This window comes from Streptomonospora arabica (assembly GCF_039531585.1).
GTDB lineage: Bacteria > Actinomycetota > Actinomycetes > Streptosporangiales > Streptosporangiaceae > Streptomonospora > Streptomonospora halophila.
The window spans coordinates 12,006-32,183 of record NZ_BAAAQI010000030.1 but is presented as its reverse complement, the minus strand read 5'-3'; the positions used below and the strand labels follow the sequence as shown (position 1 = coordinate 32,183).

At 72.9% G+C, this 20,178-nt stretch carries 18 protein-coding genes; 6 read left to right on the top strand and 12 right to left on the bottom strand.

Features of this window, described 5'->3' with window-relative positions:
- Positions 1 to 859 precede the first annotated feature (859 nt).
- The 5 genes from ABD284_RS25340 to ABD284_RS25320 form a co-directional block, all read right to left on the bottom strand.
- On the bottom strand, positions 860 to 1,306 hold the full coding sequence (locus ABD284_RS25340) for an ester cyclase (protein WP_344148884.1): 447 nt from the start codon (positions 1,304 to 1,306) through the stop codon (positions 860 to 862).
- Positions 1,307 to 1,658: 352 nt separating this feature from the next.
- Entirely contained in the window at positions 1,659 to 2,804 is a 1,146-nt protein-coding gene (locus tag ABD284_RS25335; protein ID WP_344148881.1) for an RNA polymerase sigma factor, read from the bottom strand.
- 6 nt (positions 2,805 to 2,810) lie between these two features.
- Entirely contained in the window at positions 2,811 to 3,218 is a 408-nt protein-coding gene (locus tag ABD284_RS25330; protein WP_344148878.1) for a YciI family protein, read from the bottom strand.
- 289 nt (positions 3,219 to 3,507) lie between these two features.
- Positions 3,508 to 3,717 carry a tautomerase family protein gene (locus ABD284_RS25325; protein WP_344148875.1) on the bottom strand — a complete coding sequence of 70 codons (210 nt, stop codon included), beginning with the start codon at positions 3,715 to 3,717 and terminating at the stop codon, positions 3,508 to 3,510.
- Between the two features lie 72 nt (positions 3,718 to 3,789).
- Positions 3,790 to 4,530: an SDR family oxidoreductase gene (locus ABD284_RS25320; RefSeq protein ID WP_344148872.1), complete on the bottom strand. Its 741-nt coding sequence runs from the start codon at positions 4,528 to 4,530 to the stop codon at positions 3,790 to 3,792.
- A gap of 126 nt (positions 4,531 to 4,656) precedes the next feature.
- Here ABD284_RS25320 and ABD284_RS25315 point away from each other — a divergent pair, with 126 nt between their 5' ends.
- Entirely contained in the window at positions 4,657 to 5,508 is an 852-nt protein-coding gene (locus ABD284_RS25315; protein ID WP_344148869.1) for a helix-turn-helix transcriptional regulator, read from the top strand.
- A 68-nt stretch (positions 5,509 to 5,576) separates the two neighbouring features.
- Here the strand turns inward: ABD284_RS25315 and ABD284_RS25310 are convergent, their stop codons facing one another.
- The 6 genes from ABD284_RS25310 to ABD284_RS25285 form a co-directional block, all read right to left on the bottom strand.
- Positions 5,577 to 5,960, bottom strand: a complete 384-nt coding sequence (locus tag ABD284_RS25310; protein ID WP_344148866.1) for a hypothetical protein — start codon at positions 5,958 to 5,960, stop codon at positions 5,577 to 5,579.
- A gap of 68 nt (positions 5,961 to 6,028) precedes the next feature.
- A complete protein-coding gene (locus tag ABD284_RS25305; protein WP_344148863.1) occupies positions 6,029 to 6,577 on the bottom strand; it encodes an AAA family ATPase in 549 nt (182 codons plus the stop codon).
- Between the two features lie 364 nt (positions 6,578 to 6,941).
- A complete protein-coding gene (locus ABD284_RS25300; protein ID WP_344148859.1) occupies positions 6,942 to 8,174 on the bottom strand; it encodes an RNA polymerase sigma factor in 1,233 nt (410 codons plus the stop codon).
- Positions 8,171 to 8,524 (bottom strand): YciI family protein, encoded by a 354-nt coding sequence (locus tag ABD284_RS25295; protein WP_344148856.1) that lies wholly within the window; start codon positions 8,522 to 8,524, stop codon positions 8,171 to 8,173. Before ABD284_RS25295 ends, ABD284_RS25300 begins: the two co-directional genes overlap by 4 nt.
- A gap of 312 nt (positions 8,525 to 8,836) precedes the next feature.
- Positions 8,837 to 10,738 (bottom strand): DUF2264 domain-containing protein, encoded by a 1,902-nt coding sequence (locus ABD284_RS25290; RefSeq protein ID WP_344148854.1) that lies wholly within the window; start codon positions 10,736 to 10,738, stop codon positions 8,837 to 8,839.
- Positions 10,735 to 11,796, bottom strand: a complete 1,062-nt coding sequence (locus tag ABD284_RS25285) for a hydroxyacid dehydrogenase (RefSeq protein ID WP_344148851.1) — start codon at positions 11,794 to 11,796, stop codon at positions 10,735 to 10,737. The genes ABD284_RS25290 and ABD284_RS25285 overlap by 4 nt, the downstream gene beginning before the upstream one ends.
- Before the next feature lie 172 nt (positions 11,797 to 11,968).
- On the opposite strand from ABD284_RS25285, the gene ABD284_RS25280 reads away from it, so the two are divergent.
- From ABD284_RS25280 to ABD284_RS25260, 5 genes are all read left to right on the top strand, one after another.
- On the top strand, positions 11,969 to 12,874 hold the full coding sequence (locus ABD284_RS25280; protein ID WP_344148848.1) for a carbohydrate ABC transporter permease: 906 nt from the start codon (positions 11,969 to 11,971) through the stop codon (positions 12,872 to 12,874).
- Positions 12,871 to 13,821, top strand: a complete 951-nt coding sequence (locus ABD284_RS25275) for a carbohydrate ABC transporter permease (RefSeq protein WP_344148845.1) — start codon at positions 12,871 to 12,873, stop codon at positions 13,819 to 13,821. The genes ABD284_RS25280 and ABD284_RS25275 overlap by 4 nt, the downstream gene beginning before the upstream one ends.
- Positions 13,822 to 13,843: 22 nt before the next feature.
- A complete protein-coding gene (locus ABD284_RS25270) occupies positions 13,844 to 15,190 on the top strand; it encodes an ABC transporter substrate-binding protein (protein WP_344148842.1) in 1,347 nt (448 codons plus the stop codon).
- A gap of 48 nt (positions 15,191 to 15,238) precedes the next feature.
- Complete coding sequence (locus ABD284_RS25265; RefSeq protein WP_344148839.1) at positions 15,239 to 16,285, top strand: LacI family DNA-binding transcriptional regulator; 1,047 nt, start codon at positions 15,239 to 15,241, stop codon at positions 16,283 to 16,285.
- A 232-nt stretch (positions 16,286 to 16,517) separates the two neighbouring features.
- Positions 16,518 to 17,942, top strand: coding sequence for an RICIN domain-containing protein (locus tag ABD284_RS25260; protein ID WP_344148836.1), 1,425 nt, complete (start codon positions 16,518 to 16,520; stop codon positions 17,940 to 17,942).
- A gap of 187 nt (positions 17,943 to 18,129) precedes the next feature.
- Here the strand turns inward: ABD284_RS25260 and paaZ are convergent, their stop codons facing one another.
- A complete protein-coding gene (paaZ, locus tag ABD284_RS25255) occupies positions 18,130 to 20,169 on the bottom strand; it encodes a phenylacetic acid degradation bifunctional protein PaaZ (RefSeq protein WP_344148833.1) in 2,040 nt (679 codons plus the stop codon).
- Between the last annotated feature and the right edge of the window lie 9 nt (positions 20,170 to 20,178).

The following is a 20,178-nucleotide window of genomic DNA, read 5'->3' as shown; positions in this document are numbered from 1 at the left end:
AGGCGGCGTCGGAGAGGTCGGAGGGGTAGCATCGGGCACCAGCGGCCCCGGAATCGTTGCATTGGCACACACCACGCGATCATTCCGGGGCTGCGTCATGTTCGGGCATCCGGCATGGCTGGTCACCGAACGCCGCTATCCGCATATCCAACAGTCACTTAGTCGGAGTTCATCGCGCCGTCGCTTCCGGCTTGCCGTCCGCCGCTCGGGCTGCGGGCTGGCGCCCGGTCCCGAGCGTCCGGACGGCCGCCGGGGCCGCAACACTGCACGCCGCCTGGACCGCATCCGCCCCACCGGGGTCGCGCCGTCGCCGGAGAACGGCCAGCCAGAGCGCCGACAAACCCGCACCGGAGCCGCCCATTGGGCGCTGGCGGGTCCCCGAGGCACTCGGTCGCGCGACCCTGTCTGTCTTGGGTGGCGGGCACCGGCGCGACCGAGCACCTCGGACCGGGGCCGTGGTTGCCGAACACCGTGGTTGCGGGGAGTCTGGGCTGAGGCAGGAGCGAGCGTTTCCCGCCGCCGTGGTTGCTCGCCACCTACCTCCCGCCGCCCAGGTCACCCGGAGTCGAGTGACAGCAGTAGTGAGCAACGTGGGCACACGCCGCCCGATCGTGGTGGACCCGGGTGGACGCTGATCCCAGCTCAGCACGCCCCCGACCTCACCCCGGCACGCCGCGCTCCGCTTCGCGGGTGTATGAGGGACTGTGCATGCGGTCGGCGGTTGCGGTGGGCCGGGCCGGGGCGCACGAGAGCCTTCTGACCGTCGGTGCCGATGTAGCGAGTCACACCGGGATCAGAAGGCCCCTCCCGCTTCAACCGTCATGCCGGGCGCGTCGGCTGTCGGCGACGTGTCGGGACGTCACGTCTCGGTGCCGCTTCGCGGCTCGGGCACAGCGCCCAGCTGCTGCATCAGTGACTGGACGTCGATGTACTCACGTTCGCGGTACAGCTTCCCCTCGCTGACCTCGACCACGTTGCAGAACACCATCTCGATCCGGCGGCCCGTGGGCTGGAGCCCGTTGAACTCGCCCTGGTGAGTGCCGCGGACCCGGAGCTCGAAGACGGACACCTGCGGAGTCGGGGTCCAGCTGTGCATGACTTCGAGAGAGGCGTCGGGAAACGCGCTGGTGTAGCCCTCGGCGATGGCGACGGAGTCGTCCGCGCTTCGCTCCACCCCGTCAGAACCGGTAAAGACGTAGTCGGGGTGCATGAGCGCGCGAAGCCGCTCGTAGTCGTGCCTCATGGCCGCGTCGAACATGTCCTGGTGGATCGCCGCGGCCGTGGATGTGGGTGTCGGCGTCGACATGTGGCTCACCCCCTTCACGTAGAGCCACGCTCGCTCCCTACCCCCCGCATCAGGCGGCAGCCACGCCGACAATCGATTTTGCGGGGATATGTACGGAAAACAGCCGGTGATTGTCGTCCCGCCCACGCCGCCCCACCCCGCCCCGCCCCGGCCCCCGCTGCACTCGGCGGTGTGCGGCCGAGGTGCCATCCCGCCCTGGGGCACCGGGCGACTCGGCCGCCGATCGATTCGCCGACGTGTCGACATGGCGGTTTGCCGCGGACGGTGCCGGAGGCGGGCGGGGCCGTCGCCACCTCGGCCGCGGGCCGCGGGCCGCGCCGAAGGCCGCCGCGGGCGCATCCGGCGCGGTCCTTCAGCGGGACCGGCGGGTGTTGAGGCGGGCCGCCTGGCGGGTCAGGTAGTCGCGTTCGGCGAGGTTGGGTGCCTTCCGGGCCGCTTCGGCGTACAACCGCGCCGCCGTCGCCGTGTCTCCGTCGCGCTCGTGGAGGTAGGCCGCCACCGCGGCGTGGCGGGGCAGCGTGTCGTCCAGTGCCGCAAGCGCCGCCAGTCCGGCGCGCGGGCCGCGGGCCTCGCCCACGGCCACCGCGCGGTTGAGCCGGACGATCGGGCTGTCGGTCAGGCGCGCGAGCTCGTCGTACCACTCGACGATCTGCACCCAGTCGGTCTCCTCGGCGGTAGGGGCGTCAGCGTGGAGTGCCGCGATGGCGGCCTGGGCCTGGAACTCGCCGAGTCGGTCGCGGGCGAGGGCCGCCTGCAGGATCGCGACCCCCTCGGCGATCGACCCGGTGTCCCACCGGCCGCGGTCCTGCTCGGCGAGCGGCACCAGGCAGCCGTCGGACGCGATCCGGGCGGCGCGCCGGGCGTGGTGGAGCAGCATGAGGGCGAGCAGCCCCGCCACCTCGGGATGGTCGAACGCGGCCGCGAGCCGCCGGGTGATCCGGATGGCCTCGGCGGCGAGGTCGACGTCGCCGGAGTAGCCCTCGTTGAAGACCAGGTAGAGGACGCGCAGCACGGTGGCGACGTCGCCGGGCCGGTCGAACCGCACGCCGGAGACCGTGCGCTTGGCGCGGCTGATGCGCTGCGCCATGGTCGCCTCGGGCACCAGGTAGGCACGGGCGATCTGGCGGGTGGTCAGCCCGCCGACGGCGCGCAGCGTGAGTGCGACCGCCGACGACGGCGTCAGTGAGGGGTGGGCGCACAGGAAGTAGAGCTGGAGCGTGTCGTCCACTGCGGCCGCGGGCCCGGGCGCCGGCTCCTCGTCGACGAGGTCCTCGCGCCGGCGGCGGGCGCTGTCCGCGCGGGTAGCGTCGAGGAACCGGTTCCAGGCCACGGTGACCAGCCAGCCCTTCGGGTCCCGCGGCGGGTCGGGCTGCCAGACGCGGACCGCCTCGACCAGAGCGTCCTGCACGGCGTCCTCGGCCGCCGCGAAGCCGGCTCCGCGGCGGACGAGGATTCCGAGCACGCTCGGTGTGAGGCTTCGGATCAGGGCCTCGTTCATCCGAGGTCACTCCGTGGTCGTGGGGTGCGAGGTCAGGAACGGGCGCACCTCGAGCCACTCGTGGATCGGCTTTCCGCCCGCGCCGGGCGCGGCCGACAGTTCCCCGGCCAGCTCGACGGCGCGCTCATAGCTGTCGACGTCGATCACCATCCAGCCGGCGATGAGGTCCTTGGTCTCGGCGAAGGGGCCGTCGGTGACCGGCGGGCGCCCTTCGCCGTCGTACCGGACGAACATCCCCTCGGGGGCGAGCGCCTGGCCGTCGACGAACTCGCCGGTCCCCTCCAGCCGGTCTGCGAAGTCCTGCATGTACTGCATGTGCGCCGAGATCTCCTCCGGCGTCCACTGGTCCATGGGAACGTCGTTGACCGAAGCCGGAGCGCCTCGGTAGTGCTTGAGCAGCAAGTACTTGGCCATCGTGTCTCTCCCCGGTTCTGGTGCGACCCATTGTCGCCGCGTTCACCCCGGGGACGGAGTCGGTCGCGGATTCTCGACATCGCGCCGGAGATTTTTTTGCCCGCGGACGGGCCGCCGTCGTCGAAGCGCCGTAGGGCCCGGCGGAACGCCGCACCGCCGCCTTCGAGCGGGACGGCGTTCCGCACGGCCGCCGATCGATTCGGCGACGTGTCGACATGGCGGCTTGTCGCGCGTGGCGGTCCGCGGTCCCGGCACGAGCCCCCGTGGACGGCCGGAAGAGGGGTCTGCCTCAGCCGTCGCCCTGGATCATGGCGAGGGTGAGGACGCCCCCTCCGATCCCCCAGCCTCCGTCGGGTACCTCCTCGATGAGGACCATCGTGGTGGGCCGGGCCCGCTCGCCGTAGATCTCGGCGTAGAGGTCGGTGGTGCGGTGGACGATGCGCTCCTTCTCCTCCGCGCTCAGGGATCCGGCGGGGACCTTGAAGTTCGCGTACGGCACTGCGTGCTCTCCTTCCGCTGGGGTTCGCCGTCGCGCTCCCGCGATGGCGCTGCGCTGCCTCGGCGGCTGCGCTCAGACGATGCCGCCGTTGGCCCGGACCACCTGGCCGTTGATCCAGTGCCCCCGCGGGCCGGCGAGGAAGGCGGCGACCTCGGCGATGTCCGCGGGCGTGCCGAGCCGCTCCAGCGGCGGCCGGGCGGCGAGCCGGGCGACGGTCTCGTCGTCCTTTCCGTCCAGGAACAGATCGGTGGCGGTCGGGCCGGGGGCGATGGCGTTGACGGTGACGTCCCTGCCGCGCAGCTCGCGCGCCAGGACCATCGTCAGCGCCTCGACCGCCCCCTTGCTGGCGCTGTAGGCGCCGTACTCGGGAAAGGCGAGGCCGACCACCGAGGTCGAGAACGTGATGAGCGCGCCGCCGCTCCGCAGGCGCCGCGCGGCCTGCTGCGCGACGACGAACGTGCCGCGGATGTTGGTGCGGTGCAGGTCGTCCAGGACGTCGAGGTCCAGGTCGGCGACGCTCGACAGGGCGAACCGGGCCGCGGCGTGCACCACGGCGTCCACACCGCCGAACGCGGTCTCGGCCGCGTCGAAGAGTTCCGAGACGTCGGTCTCGTCGGCGACGTCGGCCGCAACGGCGATCGCCTGCCCGCCGGCCTTCCGCACCGACGCGACCGCCTCGTCGGCGAGCTCGCTGGACGACGAGTAAGCGGCGGCGACGGCGAAGCCGTCGGCGGCGAGGCGGCCCGCGATCTCGCGGCCGATACCGCGCGAGCCTCCGGTCACGACGGCGACCCTGGGTTGTGACCCGGTCATGGTGCTACTCCGTTCTTGCGGCGACACCACGAGCCTGGAGCGCCCGGCGGCGGGTAGCCAGTAGGCCCTTCCCCCTGGGGACGGCGTCCCCTGGCTGCCGCCGCGGAGAGGGCGGAGACTGAAAGCATGAACCTGGTTGAACTGGGAGCGTTCCTGAAGTCGCGGCGCGATCGGATCCGCCCTCCCGACGTCGGCCTGCCCGAGGGGCCGCGGCGCCGGGTCCCCGGCCTGCGCCGCGACGAGGTCGCGCGGCTGGCCGGCGCCTCGGTGGACTACTACACGGAGCTGGAGCGCGGCAGCGGCGCACAGCCCTCCGAGCAGATGGTGGCCGCGTTCGCCCGCGCGCTGCGGCTGACATGGGACGAGCGCGACCACCTGTACCACCTGGCGGGGCGGCCGGTCCCGCCCGCGGGCGGTCCGGCGTCGCACGTCCACCCCGGCATGCTGGACCTCCTCGACCGGCTCGCCGGCACACCCGCCCAGGTCATCACCGACCTGCACGTCACGCTCGTGCAGAACCCCCTCGCCGTCGCGCTGCTCGGCGCGGCCCCCGAACCGTCGGAGCCGCAAGCGAGCTTCGTCTACCGCTGGTTCGCCGACCCCGCGGCGCGCTCCCTGTACCCGGACGAGGACCACGCGCACCAGTCCCGGACGTTCGTCGCCGACCTGCGCGCCGCCGTCGCACGCCGGGGCGGGCGCGACGAGGAGGCCGCCCGGCTGGTGGCCGAGCTGCGGAACCGGAGCCCGGAGTTCGTCGCGCTGTGGGACCGGCACGAGGTCGCCGTCCGCCGCAACGACCGCAAGCGCATCGTCCACGCGGAGCTGGGCGTCGTCGAGGTCAACTGCCTCAACCTGGTCAGTGAGGACGGCCGCCAGCGCCTTCTGTGGTTCACTCCGGCGATCGGTACCGGCGCCGCGGAGCAGCTCGAACTGCTCTCCGTCCTCGGCACCCAGGGACTCGTCGACCGGCGGACCTGAGATGCGCGCGGCCCCCTGCCGGCACACGGCAGGGGGCCGTCGGTCTCAGGGGTGCGGGACCGCCGGCGCTAGCCGCCCTGGCCGCCGCAGCCGAGGCAGTCGGTGCTGAACACGGTCTCGCCCCCGACCTTTCCGGTGAACTCGCCCTGGACACCGTTGGTGAAGTCGGTGTCGCCGCTGTCGAAGGAGCCGGTGAACGCGACGTCGGCCCCCTGCTGTGTCGTCCCGCTGCAGTCCGCCGAGAACTTGCCTTCCTGGGCCTCCTCGACCTGGCAGTCGAGCTCCCCCTCGATGGGGAAGCCCGCTGACGCGAACGCGTCCTCGGCGGCGATGCGCAGCCCTTCGGCCGCGACCCCGCCGAAGAGCGCCTCCCGCTGTTCGGGGGTGCAGCCGACAAGCGCCGCCCCGACCGCCAGGGCCGCGACGGCCGTAGCCGCAATCCCATTCCGCATGCGTCCCGTTCCCGAGCTCATCATGGGCACAGCGTATTCGGAAAAGCCGCTTGCGCCAGGAGACCAGGTCACCCGGCCAGCTGCGCGGACATGAACCGGGCCCGCTCCGCCACCGGCGCTCGGGGCAGCTCGACCAGGTCGTAGCCGTACTCCGTGTAGGCGTCGACCATCGCGGCGTGGGTGCGCTCGGCTTCGTCGGGGGACTGGCGGCGTTCGGTGTCGGTCCGGTAGATCTCCGGCCACGGCGGGGCGATGAAGACCGTGCGGTGATAGCGGAAGCGGCGGGCGGCCGCGTGCACGTGCTCGGGCACCGGGCGGCCCGCGACGCGCAGGTATCCGGCGACGTCGACGACACCCCGGTCGAACAGCACGGTCGCGCCGAGTGCCGCCGCGAGGCCGTGCGCGCGTATCTCCCAGGACAGCATCACCTCGGCGAACAGGTCCGGGTCCCTCCAGGGCAGGGCGCGGCCGCCGATTGCGGTCTGGTCGCGGATGACGGCGCGGCCCACCTCCGGCGAGGAGGCGAACCCCAGCGCGCCGAGGTGCTCGATCAGCGTGCTCTTGCCTGAGCCGGGTCCGCCGGTGATGACGACGGAGCGTTCGGGGCCGGTGGTCATGTGGTCCTATCTCCGTTCCGGGCGTGCCGATCCCGTGATCGGCGTGCTCCTGCGGGGGTCTCGTTCGGACGTGCGGGTGTCGGCCTGTCGGCATGCGGATGTGTCGCCGTGTCGCCGTTTCGCCCCGGCCGGTCGGCCGCGCGCTGCCACGGCGCTTCCCGGCGCGGGCGCGGACGGGCGGATCGGGCGGATGTCGACGTGGTGACATGACGACCCCGGCCGATCCGTCGTCGCGTGTCCCGGCGGCCGGTCGCCCCCGCTCGCGGAGCGGGAGTCGCCATGTCGATGCGGCGACGTGGAGACGCGCGCCGCCCGCCGTCCTGCCCCGCGCTCCGGGGGGTCGGGGACACCTCCGCGGGCGCCCTCAGCGCGGCAGTGTGTCGCTCCTGCTCTGCAGGAACGCCTGCTCGGCGGCGTTGTCCGTGCGGGCGCGCGCCGCGGCGTAGGCCTCGGCGGCCTCGCCGGTGCGGCCGAGGCGGCGGAGGAGATCGGCCCGGACCGCGTGGAAGATGTGGTGCCCGCCGAGGTCGAGGCCGTCGACGACATCCAGGGCCGCCGCCGGTCCCCGGGTCTCGGCGAGCGCCGCCGCGCGGTGCAGGGCGACGATCGGCGTCGGCGTGAGGGCGTAGAGCCGGTCGTACAGCTGCACGATCTGCTCCCAGTCGGTGGCGGCGGCGGTTGCGGCGTCGCTGTGCACGGCGCTGATCGCCGCCTGGACCTGGTACGGCCCCGGAGCCCCGCGGCGCAGGCAGCGGCGCACCAGCGCCTGGCCCTCGGCGATGAGGGCGGCGTCCCACCGGCCGCGGTCCTGCTCGGACAGCGGCACCAGGGAGCCGTCGGCGGCGGTGCGCGCGGGCCGGCGCGACTCGGTGAGCAGCATCAGCGCCAACAGGCCCCACACCTCGGGTTCGTCGGGCATCAGCTCGGCCAGCAGCCGGCCCAGGCGCACCGCCTCGGCGCAGAGGTCGTCGCGGACGAGCTCCGGCCCGGAGGTCGCCGCGTAGCCCTCGTTGAAGATGAGGTAGACGACGGCCAGCACGTGGCGCAGCCGGTCCGGCAGGTCGGCGTCGCGGGGTACACGATAGGGGATGCGCGCGTCCCTGATCTTGCTCTTGGCCCTGACCAGCCGTTGGGCCATCGTGGCCTCGGGCACCAGGAAAGCGCGGGCGATCTCGGCCGTGGTCAGGCCGCCCAGCAGCCGCAGCGCGAGGGCGACCCGCGCGTTCGGCGAGAGCGCGGGGTGGCAGCAGACGAAGACCAGGCGCAGGCGGTCGTCGTGCACGGGACCCTCCTCGGGCGGCCCGTCGGGGTCGTGCAGCAGGGCCGCCTGCGCGTGCCGCTGCGCCCGCAGCGCGTCGCTGCGCAGCCGGTCAACGGCGCGGTTGCGGGCGGTGGTGATGATCCAGCCGGCCGGCCGCGGCGGCAGGCCCCGCGCGGGCCAGTGCCGCAGCGCGGCGGCGAAGGCCTCCTGGACCGCCTCCTCGGCGAGGTCGATGTCGCCGAAGCGGCGGACCAGGACGGCTACCGCGCGGGCGTGCTCCTCGCGGAAGACGCGCTCGACCTCCGCGGGTGAGACCGCCGGACCGCGGGTACTCACCCGCAGCTTCCCCCCTGCATCGGCCGGACCTCGATCGGCAGCGTCGTGGCGCGGGCCAGTTTGCGGCCCCACTCCAGCGCGGAGTCCAGGTCGTCGGCCGCGACGACGGTGAACCCGCCGATGTGCTCCTTGCCCTCCGCGAAGGGACCGTCGGTCATGGTCGCCTCGTCGCCCCGGGCCCGCACCACCGTGGCGGTGGACGCCTCGTGCAGGCCTCCGGCGAACACCCAGGCGCCGGCGTCGCGCATCTCCTGGTCGACCGCCGCCACCTCGCGCATGATCGGGTCGAGCACGTCGGGCTCCGGGGCGGGTCCGTCGGGCTGGTAGATGCTGAGCAGGTAGTGGGCCATGACGCTCCTCCTCGGGCTTCGGGGCCGGTCCTCGTTCCGGCCTCTCACCCCCTACACGATCAGGGTGCCCGCGGATCGACACCGCGCCCGGAAATCCGCGGGAGGAATCCGCGCGAGCGGCCCGGGACGCGCCGCCGGACGCGGAGGCGGCGCCGCCGAACCGGGCCCGCCGGCCCGTCGACCTGCCGATACGCCGACTCGTCGCCGTATCCCCATGTCGACAGGGAACCCCGCCGCGCCGGTACTGCGAACCCCTCCGCCGCGGGGACGGCACCGCGCTCGCCCGCCCCGCGTCCGCGTGCCGCCCGGCGCTCAGCCGTGCAGGGCGACCCGCGCCTCGACCCCGTCCGGCCAGGTGAGGACGGCACCCCCCGCCTCGATCCGCACCCGCGGCCGCGGCGCGGCCGCCGCCTCGGCGCCCAGCCGCACCAGGCAGGCCATGACCTCGCCGGGTGCGACGTCGGCGCACACCCAGGGCACCGCGGTCTCCCCCTCCAGCGGGCCGGCGTCGCCCAGGTGCTCGGTGCCCGACACGAGCCCGGGGTGGTCCGTCAGCGCCTCAACCGAGGTTGCGGGTCCGTGTTCGCGCAGGACCGGCCAGCCGCCCACACGCAGCCGCCACCCGCGGCCGTCCGGCGCCGGCTCGTCGCCGACGCGTACGAGGCGCACCTCGTCCGGGCCGCGCACCGCGGACCAGACCTCCAGTGTCGGGCCCGGACGCGCTGTTCCCGGCCGGCCCGACCCGTGGTCGCGGCCGGTGTCCTGCGAGGGGTCGATCCAGTGCGCCCGCCAGCGCGAACCGGCCGTGGCGACCGCGCCCTCGTGGAACACCCCGAGCGCGGTGAAGCCGGTGCGGTGCGTGGCCGCGCCGGAGGAGTCGAGGACCGCGACGCTGTTGTCCAACGGGGCGTCGAGGGTGCCTCCCACCAGCGGCGGGACGGTGGCAGACGAGTAGCCCAGGCGTGCGTACAACGGAGAGTCGGTGAGCACGTCGCCTTCGCGCGCGTGGTCCGTCCCGTGGTTGACGATGCGCGCGATGCCGTCGCGGGGGTCGGTGCCGATGATCCAGCCCGGCGCCCGCACGGTGCGCTGGAGGCCGCCGTCCTCCGCCGGAAGCGGTTCCTCGCGGGCCGTCCACACCGGGTGGTCGGGTGGCAGGACCAGGCCGAAGAACCCTTTGGCCGCCCAGTAGGGCGAACCGCCTCCCGAGTAGGTCTGCCTCATCGCCGGCCAGGCGCGGTGCCAGCCCAGCGACAGCAGGCCGCCGTCGAGGGCGCCGTTGTCGTGGAAGTGCCGCAGGATTCCCGAGGCGGCACGGCGGATGCGCCCGGGCGCAAGCGCGGTCGCGCCGCTCCAGGCGCCGCCCCACAGCGGGGCCGCGGCCGCCATGCGGTAGATCAGGCTGCGGCCCTGGAGCACCGGGGAGCCGTCGGCGCCGATCAGCCCGATGTAGTCGTCCAGGAACCGCGACAGGTCCCGGCGCCAGCCATCGACCAGTTCCGCGCGGGGCCGCTCGGCCGCGAGGGACGCCCACACCAGCGGGTAGAAGTGCAGCGCCCAGCCGCAGTAGTAGTCGTAGGAGCGCTCCTGGCCGTCGGAGTACCAGCCGTCGGCGCGGGCCAGGCCGGCGTGTACCGCCAGGCCGGCGTCGATGTCGGCGCGGCTCCACCGGCCTCCGGCCGAGCGGAGGAACTCCTCGGCCATGACCTGGAACCACACCCAGTTGATGGGCGGGTAGGACTCGCCCACCACCGCCGACATCCACTCCAGCACCCGGTCGCGCTCCTGCCGGCGCATCCGGTCCCACAGCCAGGGCCGGGTCAGCATGAGCACCAGGGCGACCGAGGCCGCCTCGACCTTCGCCTGGCCCAGCTCGTCGGGCCGGGGCCAGCGCTCGGCGCTGTCCGGATCGGTTCCGGCGGCGAGGCCGCGGCGGTACCAGTCCAGGAACCCGTGCGGGTCCTCGCCGCCGTGGCCCGCGACGAGGAACCCGGCGAGCAGGAAGGTGCGGGCGAAGCCTTCGAGCCCGTCGCTGGCGGCGCCGCTCGAACTGGCGGGGCCCGGCAGGTCGATGCGGGCGTGGCGGGGCGAGGCGTAGGGGCGGACGCTCAGCAGCAGGTTCTCGGCGACGGCGACCCAGTGGGCGCGGGTCCAGCCGGTGTAGGGGGAGAGGTCCGGGTCCTCGGGCGGGAGCCGTCCGGCGGGGGCGCTCATGCGGTCACTCCGTAGGTGTCCGGCGTGATCGGGTGCTCGGCGGGCCGCCCGGTGCGGTACCGGTCGAGCTCGTCGAGGGCGGCGACGGCCATGCGCTCGGTCTCGGAGTCCAGGGAGCCGGCGATGTGCGGTGTGATCACGACGTTCTCGCAGTCGTAGAGCACGGAGTCGTCGGGCAGCGGTTCGGGCTCGGTCACGTCGAGCACCGCGTAGAGGCGGCCCGAACGGCACTCCCGTTCCAGCGCGGCCGTGTCCACGAGCCCCCCGCGCGCGGTGTTGATCAGCGTCGCCCCGTCGGGCAGCAGCGCCAGGGCCGCGGCGTCGATCATCCGGCGGGTGGCCGGCAGCAGCGGGGCGTGCAGGCTGAGAACGTCGGCCCGCGGGTAGGCCTCCCGGGCCGTCGTGAGGCGGGCGCCGAAGGCGGCGACCTCGTCGCCGTCGGCGTAGGGGTCGACGACCAGGACGTCGAGGTCGAACGGTTCGAGCAGCCGCCCCAACAGGCGCCCGACCCGGGACCAGCCGACCAGGCAGACGGTCCTGCCGCGGTTGGACAGCGGGCCGCGGGCGGAGGCGTAGGACCACTGCGACCGGAAGGCCCGTGCGTCGCGCGCCAAGAACGGAACGCGCTTTCCGCAGGCGAGGATCATCGCCAGCGTGTACTCCGCGACGGGGATCGCGTTGGCCGAGGCCGCCGTGGTCACCCGGATGCCCCGGTCGAGCAGCGCGGGCGGCACGTGCCCGCGCACACTGCCGGCGGCGTGCAGGACGGCGCGCAGCCGCGGCGCGCGGGCGAGCACCTCGTCGGTGATGGGCGGGCAGCCCCAGGACGTCAGCAACACCTCGCAGCCGGCGAGCCGCTCGCGGGCTCCCGGCTGGTCGAAGGAGTCGATCCGCAGGGGTTCGCCCAGCTCGGCGGACTCCCGCAGGCGGGCGAGAACGGTCGGGGTGAACTGGAGGTCGAAGGTCCGCCGGTCCATGGCCAGCAGCGTGCGCGGTCGGTCGCCCGGTCCGCCGCCGGGACGCGGGGGGTCGTTAGCGGTCTGGTCGCCAAGGCTCATCAGTGCCTGCCATCTGCTTGTGCCGTGCGTCCGGTCGCCTGTCCGACGTCGTGGTCATTGCCGGATCTTGACTGTGGCATAGACCATACTTAATGTGGAAAGCGCATTCCATACGGAATGTACACCATCGCCGAGCGGGCCCGCCTTCGTCGGTCCCACACGAGGAGGAGTGATGGGCGCCGTCTCAGCACCCGCCGCACCGCAGAGGCGGCCGGCCCGGGACTGGACCGGGCTGGCGTTCGTGGCCCCGTTCCTGCTGGTCTTCGGAATCGGAGTGGTGGCGCCGCTGGTCTACGCCTCCGGCCTGAGCCTGTACCGGGACCAGCTGATCGGCGGCCGGTCCTTCGTCGGCCTGGAGAACTACGTCGACGTCGCCACCGACCCGCGGTTCCTCGACGGCATCGGCCGGGTCGGGCTGTTCCTGGCCGTCCAGGTGCCGATCATGATCGGGCTCGCCCTGCTCGTCGCGCTCGTGCTCGACTCGGGGCGCGTGCGCGGCATGCGGTTCATGCGCCTCAGCATCTTCATGCCCTACGCCGTCCCCTCGGTCGTGGCGGCGCTGATGTGGGGGTTCATCTACGGAGACCAGTTCGGACTGGTCGGTCAGCTGAACGACGCCACCGGACTCTCGCTGGCCGGCCCCCTGTCGCAGACGTGGGTGCTACCCGCCATCGGCAACGTGGTCACCTGGGAGTTCGTCGGCTACAACATGCTGATCCTCTACGCGGCGCTGCGCGCGGTCCCCGAAGAGCTCTACGAGGCGGCCGACATCGACGGCGCGGGCGAGGTCCGCAAGGCGTTCAGCGTCAAGCTCCCCGCGCTGCGCCCCGCCCTGTGGGTGGCGACGCTGTTCTCGATCATCGGCAGCTTCCAGCTCTTCAACGAGCCCAACGTGCTGCAGTCGCTCGCGCCGGGCTCCATCAGCACGCACTTCACCCCGAACATGTACGCCTACCAGCTGGCCTTCAACGCCAACCAGGTCACCTACTCCGCAGCGGTCGCCGTCGTGCTCGGGCTGATCACGGTCGTGGTCGCCTACGCGGCCCAGCGGATGACCGCGCGCCGGGAGACCCGATGAGCAACACGGCCACCACCCCCTCAGCCACCGCGGGCGGGCCGGCGCCCGCGCCCGACGCGCCCGGGCCGCCGCGTGCGCGCCGCCCCTCGCGCGGGCCGCGGAAGCCGCGCACCAACCCGGTCCTGCAGGCGCTCATGGTCCTCATGGTCGCCTACACGCTGCTGCCGCTCTACTGGCTCACGGTCAACGCGACCAAGTCCAACGGCGAGCTGTTCCGGTCCAACGGGCTGTGGCTGGGCTCGGAGATCTCCCTGTGGGACAACATCGTCGCCACCGTGACCTACCAGGACGGCATCTACCTCACGTGGCTGTTCAACACGGCGCTGTACTCGGTGGTCGGCGCCGTGGGCGCGACGGTCATCTGCGCCTGGGGCGGCTACGCGCTGGCCAAGTTCGACTTCCCGACCAAGCGCCTGGTGCGGGCGGTCGTCTTCGGCGCGATCACCATCCCCGCGACGGCGCTGGCGGTGCCGACCTTCCTGCTCTTCGCCGAGCTGGGGATCACCAACACCCGCTTGGCGATCATCGTTCCGGCCCTGGTCAGCCCCTTCGGGCTCTACCTGATGACCGTGTTCGCCGCCGACTCCGTGCCCGACTCGCTACTGGACGCGGCGAAGATCGACGGCGCGAACGCCTGGACGACGTTCTGGCGCGTGTCCTTCCGGCTGATGGCCCCCGGATTCGCGACGGTGCTGCTGTTCAACCTCGTGCACACCTGGAACAACTACTTCCTGCCGCTCATCATGCTCAACGACCCGTCCCTGTATCCGCTCACCGTGGGCCTGAACCAGCTCAACAGCCAGGTCACCACCGGGGCCAATCTCGAACCCGTCTACAACGTCGTCCTCACCGGATCCCTGCTGGCGATCATTCCGCTGATCGCCTCCTTCCTGTTCCTCCAGCGGTTCTGGCAGTCCGGCCTTGCCGCGGGGAGCGTCAAGCAGTAACCCCATCGCGAAGGATTGACCCATGCGCCTGTCCAGAAGAGTGCTGTTGACCGCTGCCCCCGGCCTCTGCCTCGCCCTGATCGCCACGGGCTGCGGCGGCGGAGGCGCAGGCGGCGGCTCCGCGTCCTCCGCCGACCGCTCCGCCGAGATCGAGGCCGCGCTCGAGGAGGGCGGCAAGCTGACCGTGTGGACGTGGAGCACGAAGTTCGACGACGCGGTGGCCGCGTTCGAGGAGGAGTATCCCGGCGTCGACGTCGAGATCGTCAACGCGGGCCAGTCGGCCGACCAGTACACGGCCCTGCAGAACGCGATCAGCTCCGGCGAGAACATCCCCGACGTCGCCATGATCGAGTACTTCGCGCTGCCGGAGCTGGCGCTGTCGGAGCAGCTCGTGAGCATCGACGAATGGGGGCTGGGCGGTCTCGAGGACCGGTTCACCCCGTCCTCGTGGCGCCAGATGACCTACGGCGACGCCACCTACGGCCTGCCCAACAACACCGGGCCGCTGATCATGCTCTACAACACGAGGGTCTTCGAGGAGGCCGGCGTCGAGGAGCCCCCGGCGACCTGGGAGGAGTACGCCGCGGCCGCCGAGAAGATCAAGAAGGAGATGCCGGATTCCCGCATCGCCTCCATCGACCCCGGCGACGCCGGCGGCCTCGACAGCCTCATCTGGCAGGGCGGCGGCCGCCCGTTCCAGCACGAGGGCGAGAGCGTCACCGTGGACTTCACCGGCGAGGACACGCAGAAGGTCAACGACTACTGGAGCGACCTGGTCAGCCGCGACCTGGTCGCCGCCGAGCCCGGCTGGACCGACGAGTGGTGGCGCAGCCTCGGCGACGGCTCACTGGCCACGTGGACCACCGGCGCCTGGGCGCTGGGCAACATCTCCAGCACGCTCACCGACAACGCCGGCGACTTCCGCGTCGCGCCGGCCCCCGTGTGGGACGCCGACGACCCGCAGAACGCCGAGAACGGCGGGTCGGGATTCTCGGTCGTGGAGGGAAGCGACGACACCGCCCTGGCGATGGGCTTTCTGAAGTGGTTCTCCCTCAACGAGGCCTCGGTCGACGCCCAGCTCGACGCCGGATCCTTCCCGGCGCAGTCGGCGCCGCTGGAGGACCCCGAGTGGCTGTCCAAGGAGTTCGAGTACTTCGGCGGCCAGCAGGCCAACAAGGTCCTCGCCGAGGCCTCCGGCCAGGTGTCCGAGGGCTGGCAGTACCTTCCTTACCAGGTCTATGCCAACTCGGTCTTCGGCGACTCCGTCGGCTCGGCAATCAGCGGGGGCGGCTCCGTCCAGGGCGGCGCTGAGAAGTGGGGAGAGCAGCTCCGGTCCTATGGCGAGGACCAGGGTTTCGACGTCCGCTGAACGCGCACGACGCGCCGGCTCCGGCCGGCCGGGGAAAGGGCGGGAGCCGTGGATACGCCGAGCAGTTCCACTCCGGTCACGCTTGAGGACGTCGCCCGGCGCGCCGGGGTCTCGCCCTCCACGGCCTCTCGCGCCCTGAACGGCAGCTCGCGCAAGGTCCGCGGCGAGTACCAGGTCCGGGTGCACGCCGCGGCCGTCGAGCTGGGCTACATCGCCAACACCGCCGCCCAGGCGGTGGCCCGCGGGCGCAGCGAGCACCTCGCGATGGTGGTCAACGGCATCAACGACGACTACTTCTCCCCTGTCGCCGCGGGCGTGCTCAAGGCCGCCGAGGCGGCCGACCGAATGGTCACCATGATCTCCAGCCGCAACAGCGCGCAGCAGGCCGCCCAGGTGGTGTCCGCGCTGCGCAGCCAGCGGCCCCGAGCGATCATCCTGGCCGGCGGCCGCTCGGTGGCCAGCACCCGGTGGGAGGAGCGGCTCGTCGAGGAGCTCGCCGCGTTCCAGGAGGAGGGCGGCCGCGTGGTCGCCATCAGCGAGGAGGGCATGCCCTTCGACACGGTCTCCCTCGACAACGTGGCGGCCGCCGCCGACCTCGCCGGCGCGATGGCCGGCCTCGGGTACCGCAGGGTGACCATCCTGGGCGGTCCGGCCGACGCGCGCACCGCCCACGACCGCGTGCGGGGGTTCGTCGCGGGCCTGGCCGAGCACGGCGTCGAGGTGCCGCCGTCGGAGGTCCTCCACTGCGGGTTCGACCGCGACGGCGGCTACTCCGCCGCGGGCGAGTGCCTGCGGCGGAGGGTGCCCGCGGAGCTGGTCCTGGCGATCAGCGACACGGTCGCGGTCGGTGCCATAGCGCGCTTCCGCGAGGCGGGCATGTCGCTTCCCGCGGACATGTCGGTGGCGGGCATCGACGACGTGACCGTGCTGCGCGACGTCGCGCCGGCGCTGACCACGGTCCGGCTGCCCTGGCCGGAGGCCGGGCGCGCCGCGCTCGACCTGGCGCTGCGGCCCACCGAGGCGGAGCCCCGCCTGGTGCGCATGACCGGACACGTGGTGCTGCGCGAGAGCACGCCGGGGATCGGCGGGGGGTGACTCACCGGGCGGAGCGCCGGGCGCGGTCGGCGGCGGCGACCGGAAGGGCACCGGTCCCGCCGCCGCGGTGAATCACGCCCGGAATGAATTCGGCACGGAATTCCCGGGCGCGGTTGCGGGCGGGTTTCGCCCGATCCGCCGTATTTACATCGGATTTTCGGTGTGGCAGCATCGAACGCGTCGGAAAAACGCCTATTCGGATCATCCCCTACTCCTCATCGAAGGAGTGTCCATGCGACCTTTCCGAATTCTCCTCGTATCCGTGCTGCTGGGGCTGGCCGCGCCGCTCGCGGCGGTCGCGCCGGCCCAGGCGGAACCGGTGTCCGTCACCAACGGCACGCAGTTCACCGACACCTCGGGAAACCCGGTGCACGCGCACGGCGGCGGAATCCTCGACGTCGGCGACTATTACTACTGGTTCGGCGAGAACCGCGGCGGCGGCAGCCAATTCACCTATGTCTCCGCCTATCGCTCGACGGACCTGAAGAACTGGGAGTTCCGCAACCACATCCTGACCCGGCAGTCGGATCCCGAGCTGCAGACCGCCAACATCGAGCGCCCCAAGGTCGTCTACAACGCCCGCACCGACCAGTACGTTATGTGGGCGCACAAGGAGAACGGCCACGACTACAGCGAGGCGCGAGCGGCCGTCGCCGTATCCGACACCGTCGACGGCGACTACCGGTGGCTGGGCAGCTTCCGGCCGCTCGGCCACATGTCCCGCGACATCACGGTGTTCGTCGACGACGACGGCACCGGATACATGATCTCCGCCGCGCGTGACAACTACGACCTGCACATATACCGGCTCAGCCCGGACTACACCGAGGTCGAGGAGCTGGTGGCCAACCCCTGGCCGGGCGGCCACCGCGAGGCCCCGGCCATGTTCCAGCGCAACGGCGTCTACTACCTCGTCACCTCCGGGGCCACCGGCTGGGACCCCAACCAGCAGCAGTACGCCACCGCGAGCTGCATCGAATGCGAGTGGAGCGGCTGGTCCGACCTCGGCAACGCCACCGGCTACGACTCCCAGACCACGTTCGTGCTCCCCGTCGAGGGCTCCGAGACGACGTCTTACCTCTACATGGGCGACCGCTGGGCGGGCGCCGACGGCGGGACCCCCAACGAGTCCGAGTACGTGTGGCTGCCGCTGGAGTTCCCGGGCCGACGCACCGTGGCGATGGACTACCACTCCCGCATCAGCATCGACACCGCCACGGGCCGGGTGGACGGGCTCGGCGGCTCCTTCGGCGAGCTGGTCGCACGCCACAGCGGCAAGTGCCTGGACGTGGTCAACGGGTCGGAGTCCGCGGGCGCCGAGCTCGTCCAGTACGCGTGCCACGGCGGAGGCAACCAGCAGTGGTCGATCGAGGACACCGGATCGGGGTACTCGCGGATCACGGCCATGCACAGCGGTCTGTGCCTGGACACCGAGGGCGGGTCGGCGGAGGCCGGGGCCGTCGCGGTCCAGGCCGCGTGCGACGGCTCCGATAGCCAGCAGTGGTCGGTCGAGGACGCCGGCGGCGGCTACTCCCGGATCGTCGGCCGCGGCAGCGGGCTGTGCCTGGACGTCGGCGACGAGTCGACCGAGGACAGCGCCCGGGTGATCCAGTGGACCTGCACCGGCGGCGCCAACCAGCAGTGGTCGCGCACCTGACCGGGCGCACCCGACCGCGCACGTGCGGCGGCGGGGTGCGGCAGGGCGGAGGGACCGCCTGCCGCACCCCGGACACCGCGCTCAGAGCGCCCCGCCGGCGCCGGTCCCGGCGACATGTCGACTCGACATGTCGACTCGGGGACAAAGCGCCGGGTCGCCACGGCGACAAGGCGACCGCGGCGCCTGGTCAGTCCTGCGACCGCTCCTTGGCCACCAGCGTCAGCACGTCGTAGGTGGCCACCGGGTCGCCCTCGGCGTTGTCGACCACGGCGTCCCAGCGGACCTCGCCGTAGTCGGCGTTGGCGCGCGGGGTGATCTGCTTGGCGGTGAGGGTGACGGCGATGGAGTCGCCCGCCTTCACCGGGGTGAGGAAGCGCAGGTTGTCCACCCCGAAGTTCGCCAGCACCGGGCCCGGCGCGGGGTCGACGAACAGGCCCGCGGCAAGGGAGACCACCAGGTAGCCGTGCGCGACGATCCCGCCGAACAGCGGGTTCGCTGCGGCCGCCTCGGGGTCGGTGTGGGCGTAGAAGGTGTCGCCGGTGAGCTCGGCGAAGCGGCCGATGTCCTCCAGGCTGACCGTGCGCCGACCGGAGGCCACGGTGTCGCCGATACGCAGCTCGGCCAGGCTCTTGCGGAACGGGTGGACGCCGGCGTCGCGTCGACGCGCGCCCGGCGTCCAGCGCCCGGTGACCGCGGTGGCCGTGTCAGGGGACGCCTGCACCGCCGTGCGCTGCATGTGGTGCACGACGCTGCGGATACCGCCGAGCTCCTCGCCGCCGCCGGCGCGCCCGGGCCCGCCGTGCACGAGTACGGGCAGCGGTGCGCCGTGGCCGGTGGACTCCCCGGCGTCGTCGCGGTCGAGCACGAGGATCCGGCCGTGCCAGGGCGCCATTCCCGCCACGAGCTCGCGGGCGGCCCCGGGGTCGGCGGTGACCACCGAGGCGACCAGGCTGCCGCGGCCGCGTGCGGCCAGGTCGACCGCGTCCTGCGTCGTCCGGTAGCCGATCACCGTGCTGACCGGACCGAACGCCTCGACCTCATGCGGTTCGGCCGCGCCGCTCCCGGCCCGCAGCAGCAGCGGCGGCACGAACGCGCCCCGCTGCGGATCGGCGCCGACCGGGGAGCAGCGCTCGGGGTCGCCGACGACCGCCTCGGCCGAACCCAGCAGCCGGTGGACCGCCGCGCGCACCTCGGTGCGCCGGTCGAGCGCCACGAGCGGCCCCATGGTGGTCCCCTCCTGTGCCGGATCGCCCACGACGACGGACTCCAGCCGCTCCCCCACGGCGGCGACGACCTCGTCGGCGAGGTGCTCGGGCACGATCGCGCGCCGGATGGCCGTGCACTTCTGGCCGGTCTTGACGGTCATCTCGGTGACGAGCTGGTCGGCGAAGAGCGCGAACTCCGGGTCCTGCGGTGTGACGTCGGGGCCCAGGACCGAGCAGTTGAGCGAGTCGGCCTCGACGCCGAGCCGCACGCCGCCGTGCACGACGGCCGGATGGGCGCGCAGCTTCGCGCCGGTCTCGGCGGAGCCGGTGAAGGCGACCGAGTCCTGAGGCCCGAGGCGGTCGAGCAGGCCGGAGGGAGGTCCCGCGAGCAGCTGGAGCGCGCCCTCGGGCAGCAGCCCCGACTCGACGATGCGCCGCACCACCAGTTCGGTGAGGTAGGCGGTCTGGCTCGCGGGCTTGACGATGCTGGGCACGCCCGCCAGGAAGGCGGGGGCGAACTTCTCCAGCATGCCCCACACCGGGAAGTTGAAGGCGTTGATCTGCACGGCCACGCCCGGCCGGGAGGTGTAGACGTGCTGGCCGACGAAGGTGCCGCCGCGGCCGAGGCGCTCGGCCGCTCCGTCGGGCAGCACCGTGTCGTCGGGCAGCTCGCGGGTGCCCTTGCTCGCATAGCTGAAGAGGGCGCCGATACCGCCGTCGACGTCGAAGGCGTTGTCGCGCCGGGTGGCCCCGGTGCGGTGCGAGAGCGCGTGGAACTCCGCGGTGAGGCCGTTGAGGTGCTTGGCCAGGCTCTTCAGGGCCGCGGCGCGCTCATGGAAGGTGAGCCCGCGCAGCGCCGGCCCGCCGACGCGGCGGCCGTAGTCGAGCATGCCGGCCACGTCGGGCCCGGTTCGCGACAGGCGGGCGACGGTCTCGCCGGTGGTCGCGTCGGCCAGCGGCATGCCCTCGTCGGGGGCGCGGTACCAGGCGCCCTGAGCGTAGCTCTCCAGTAGTGCGGTCACGGCTGGATA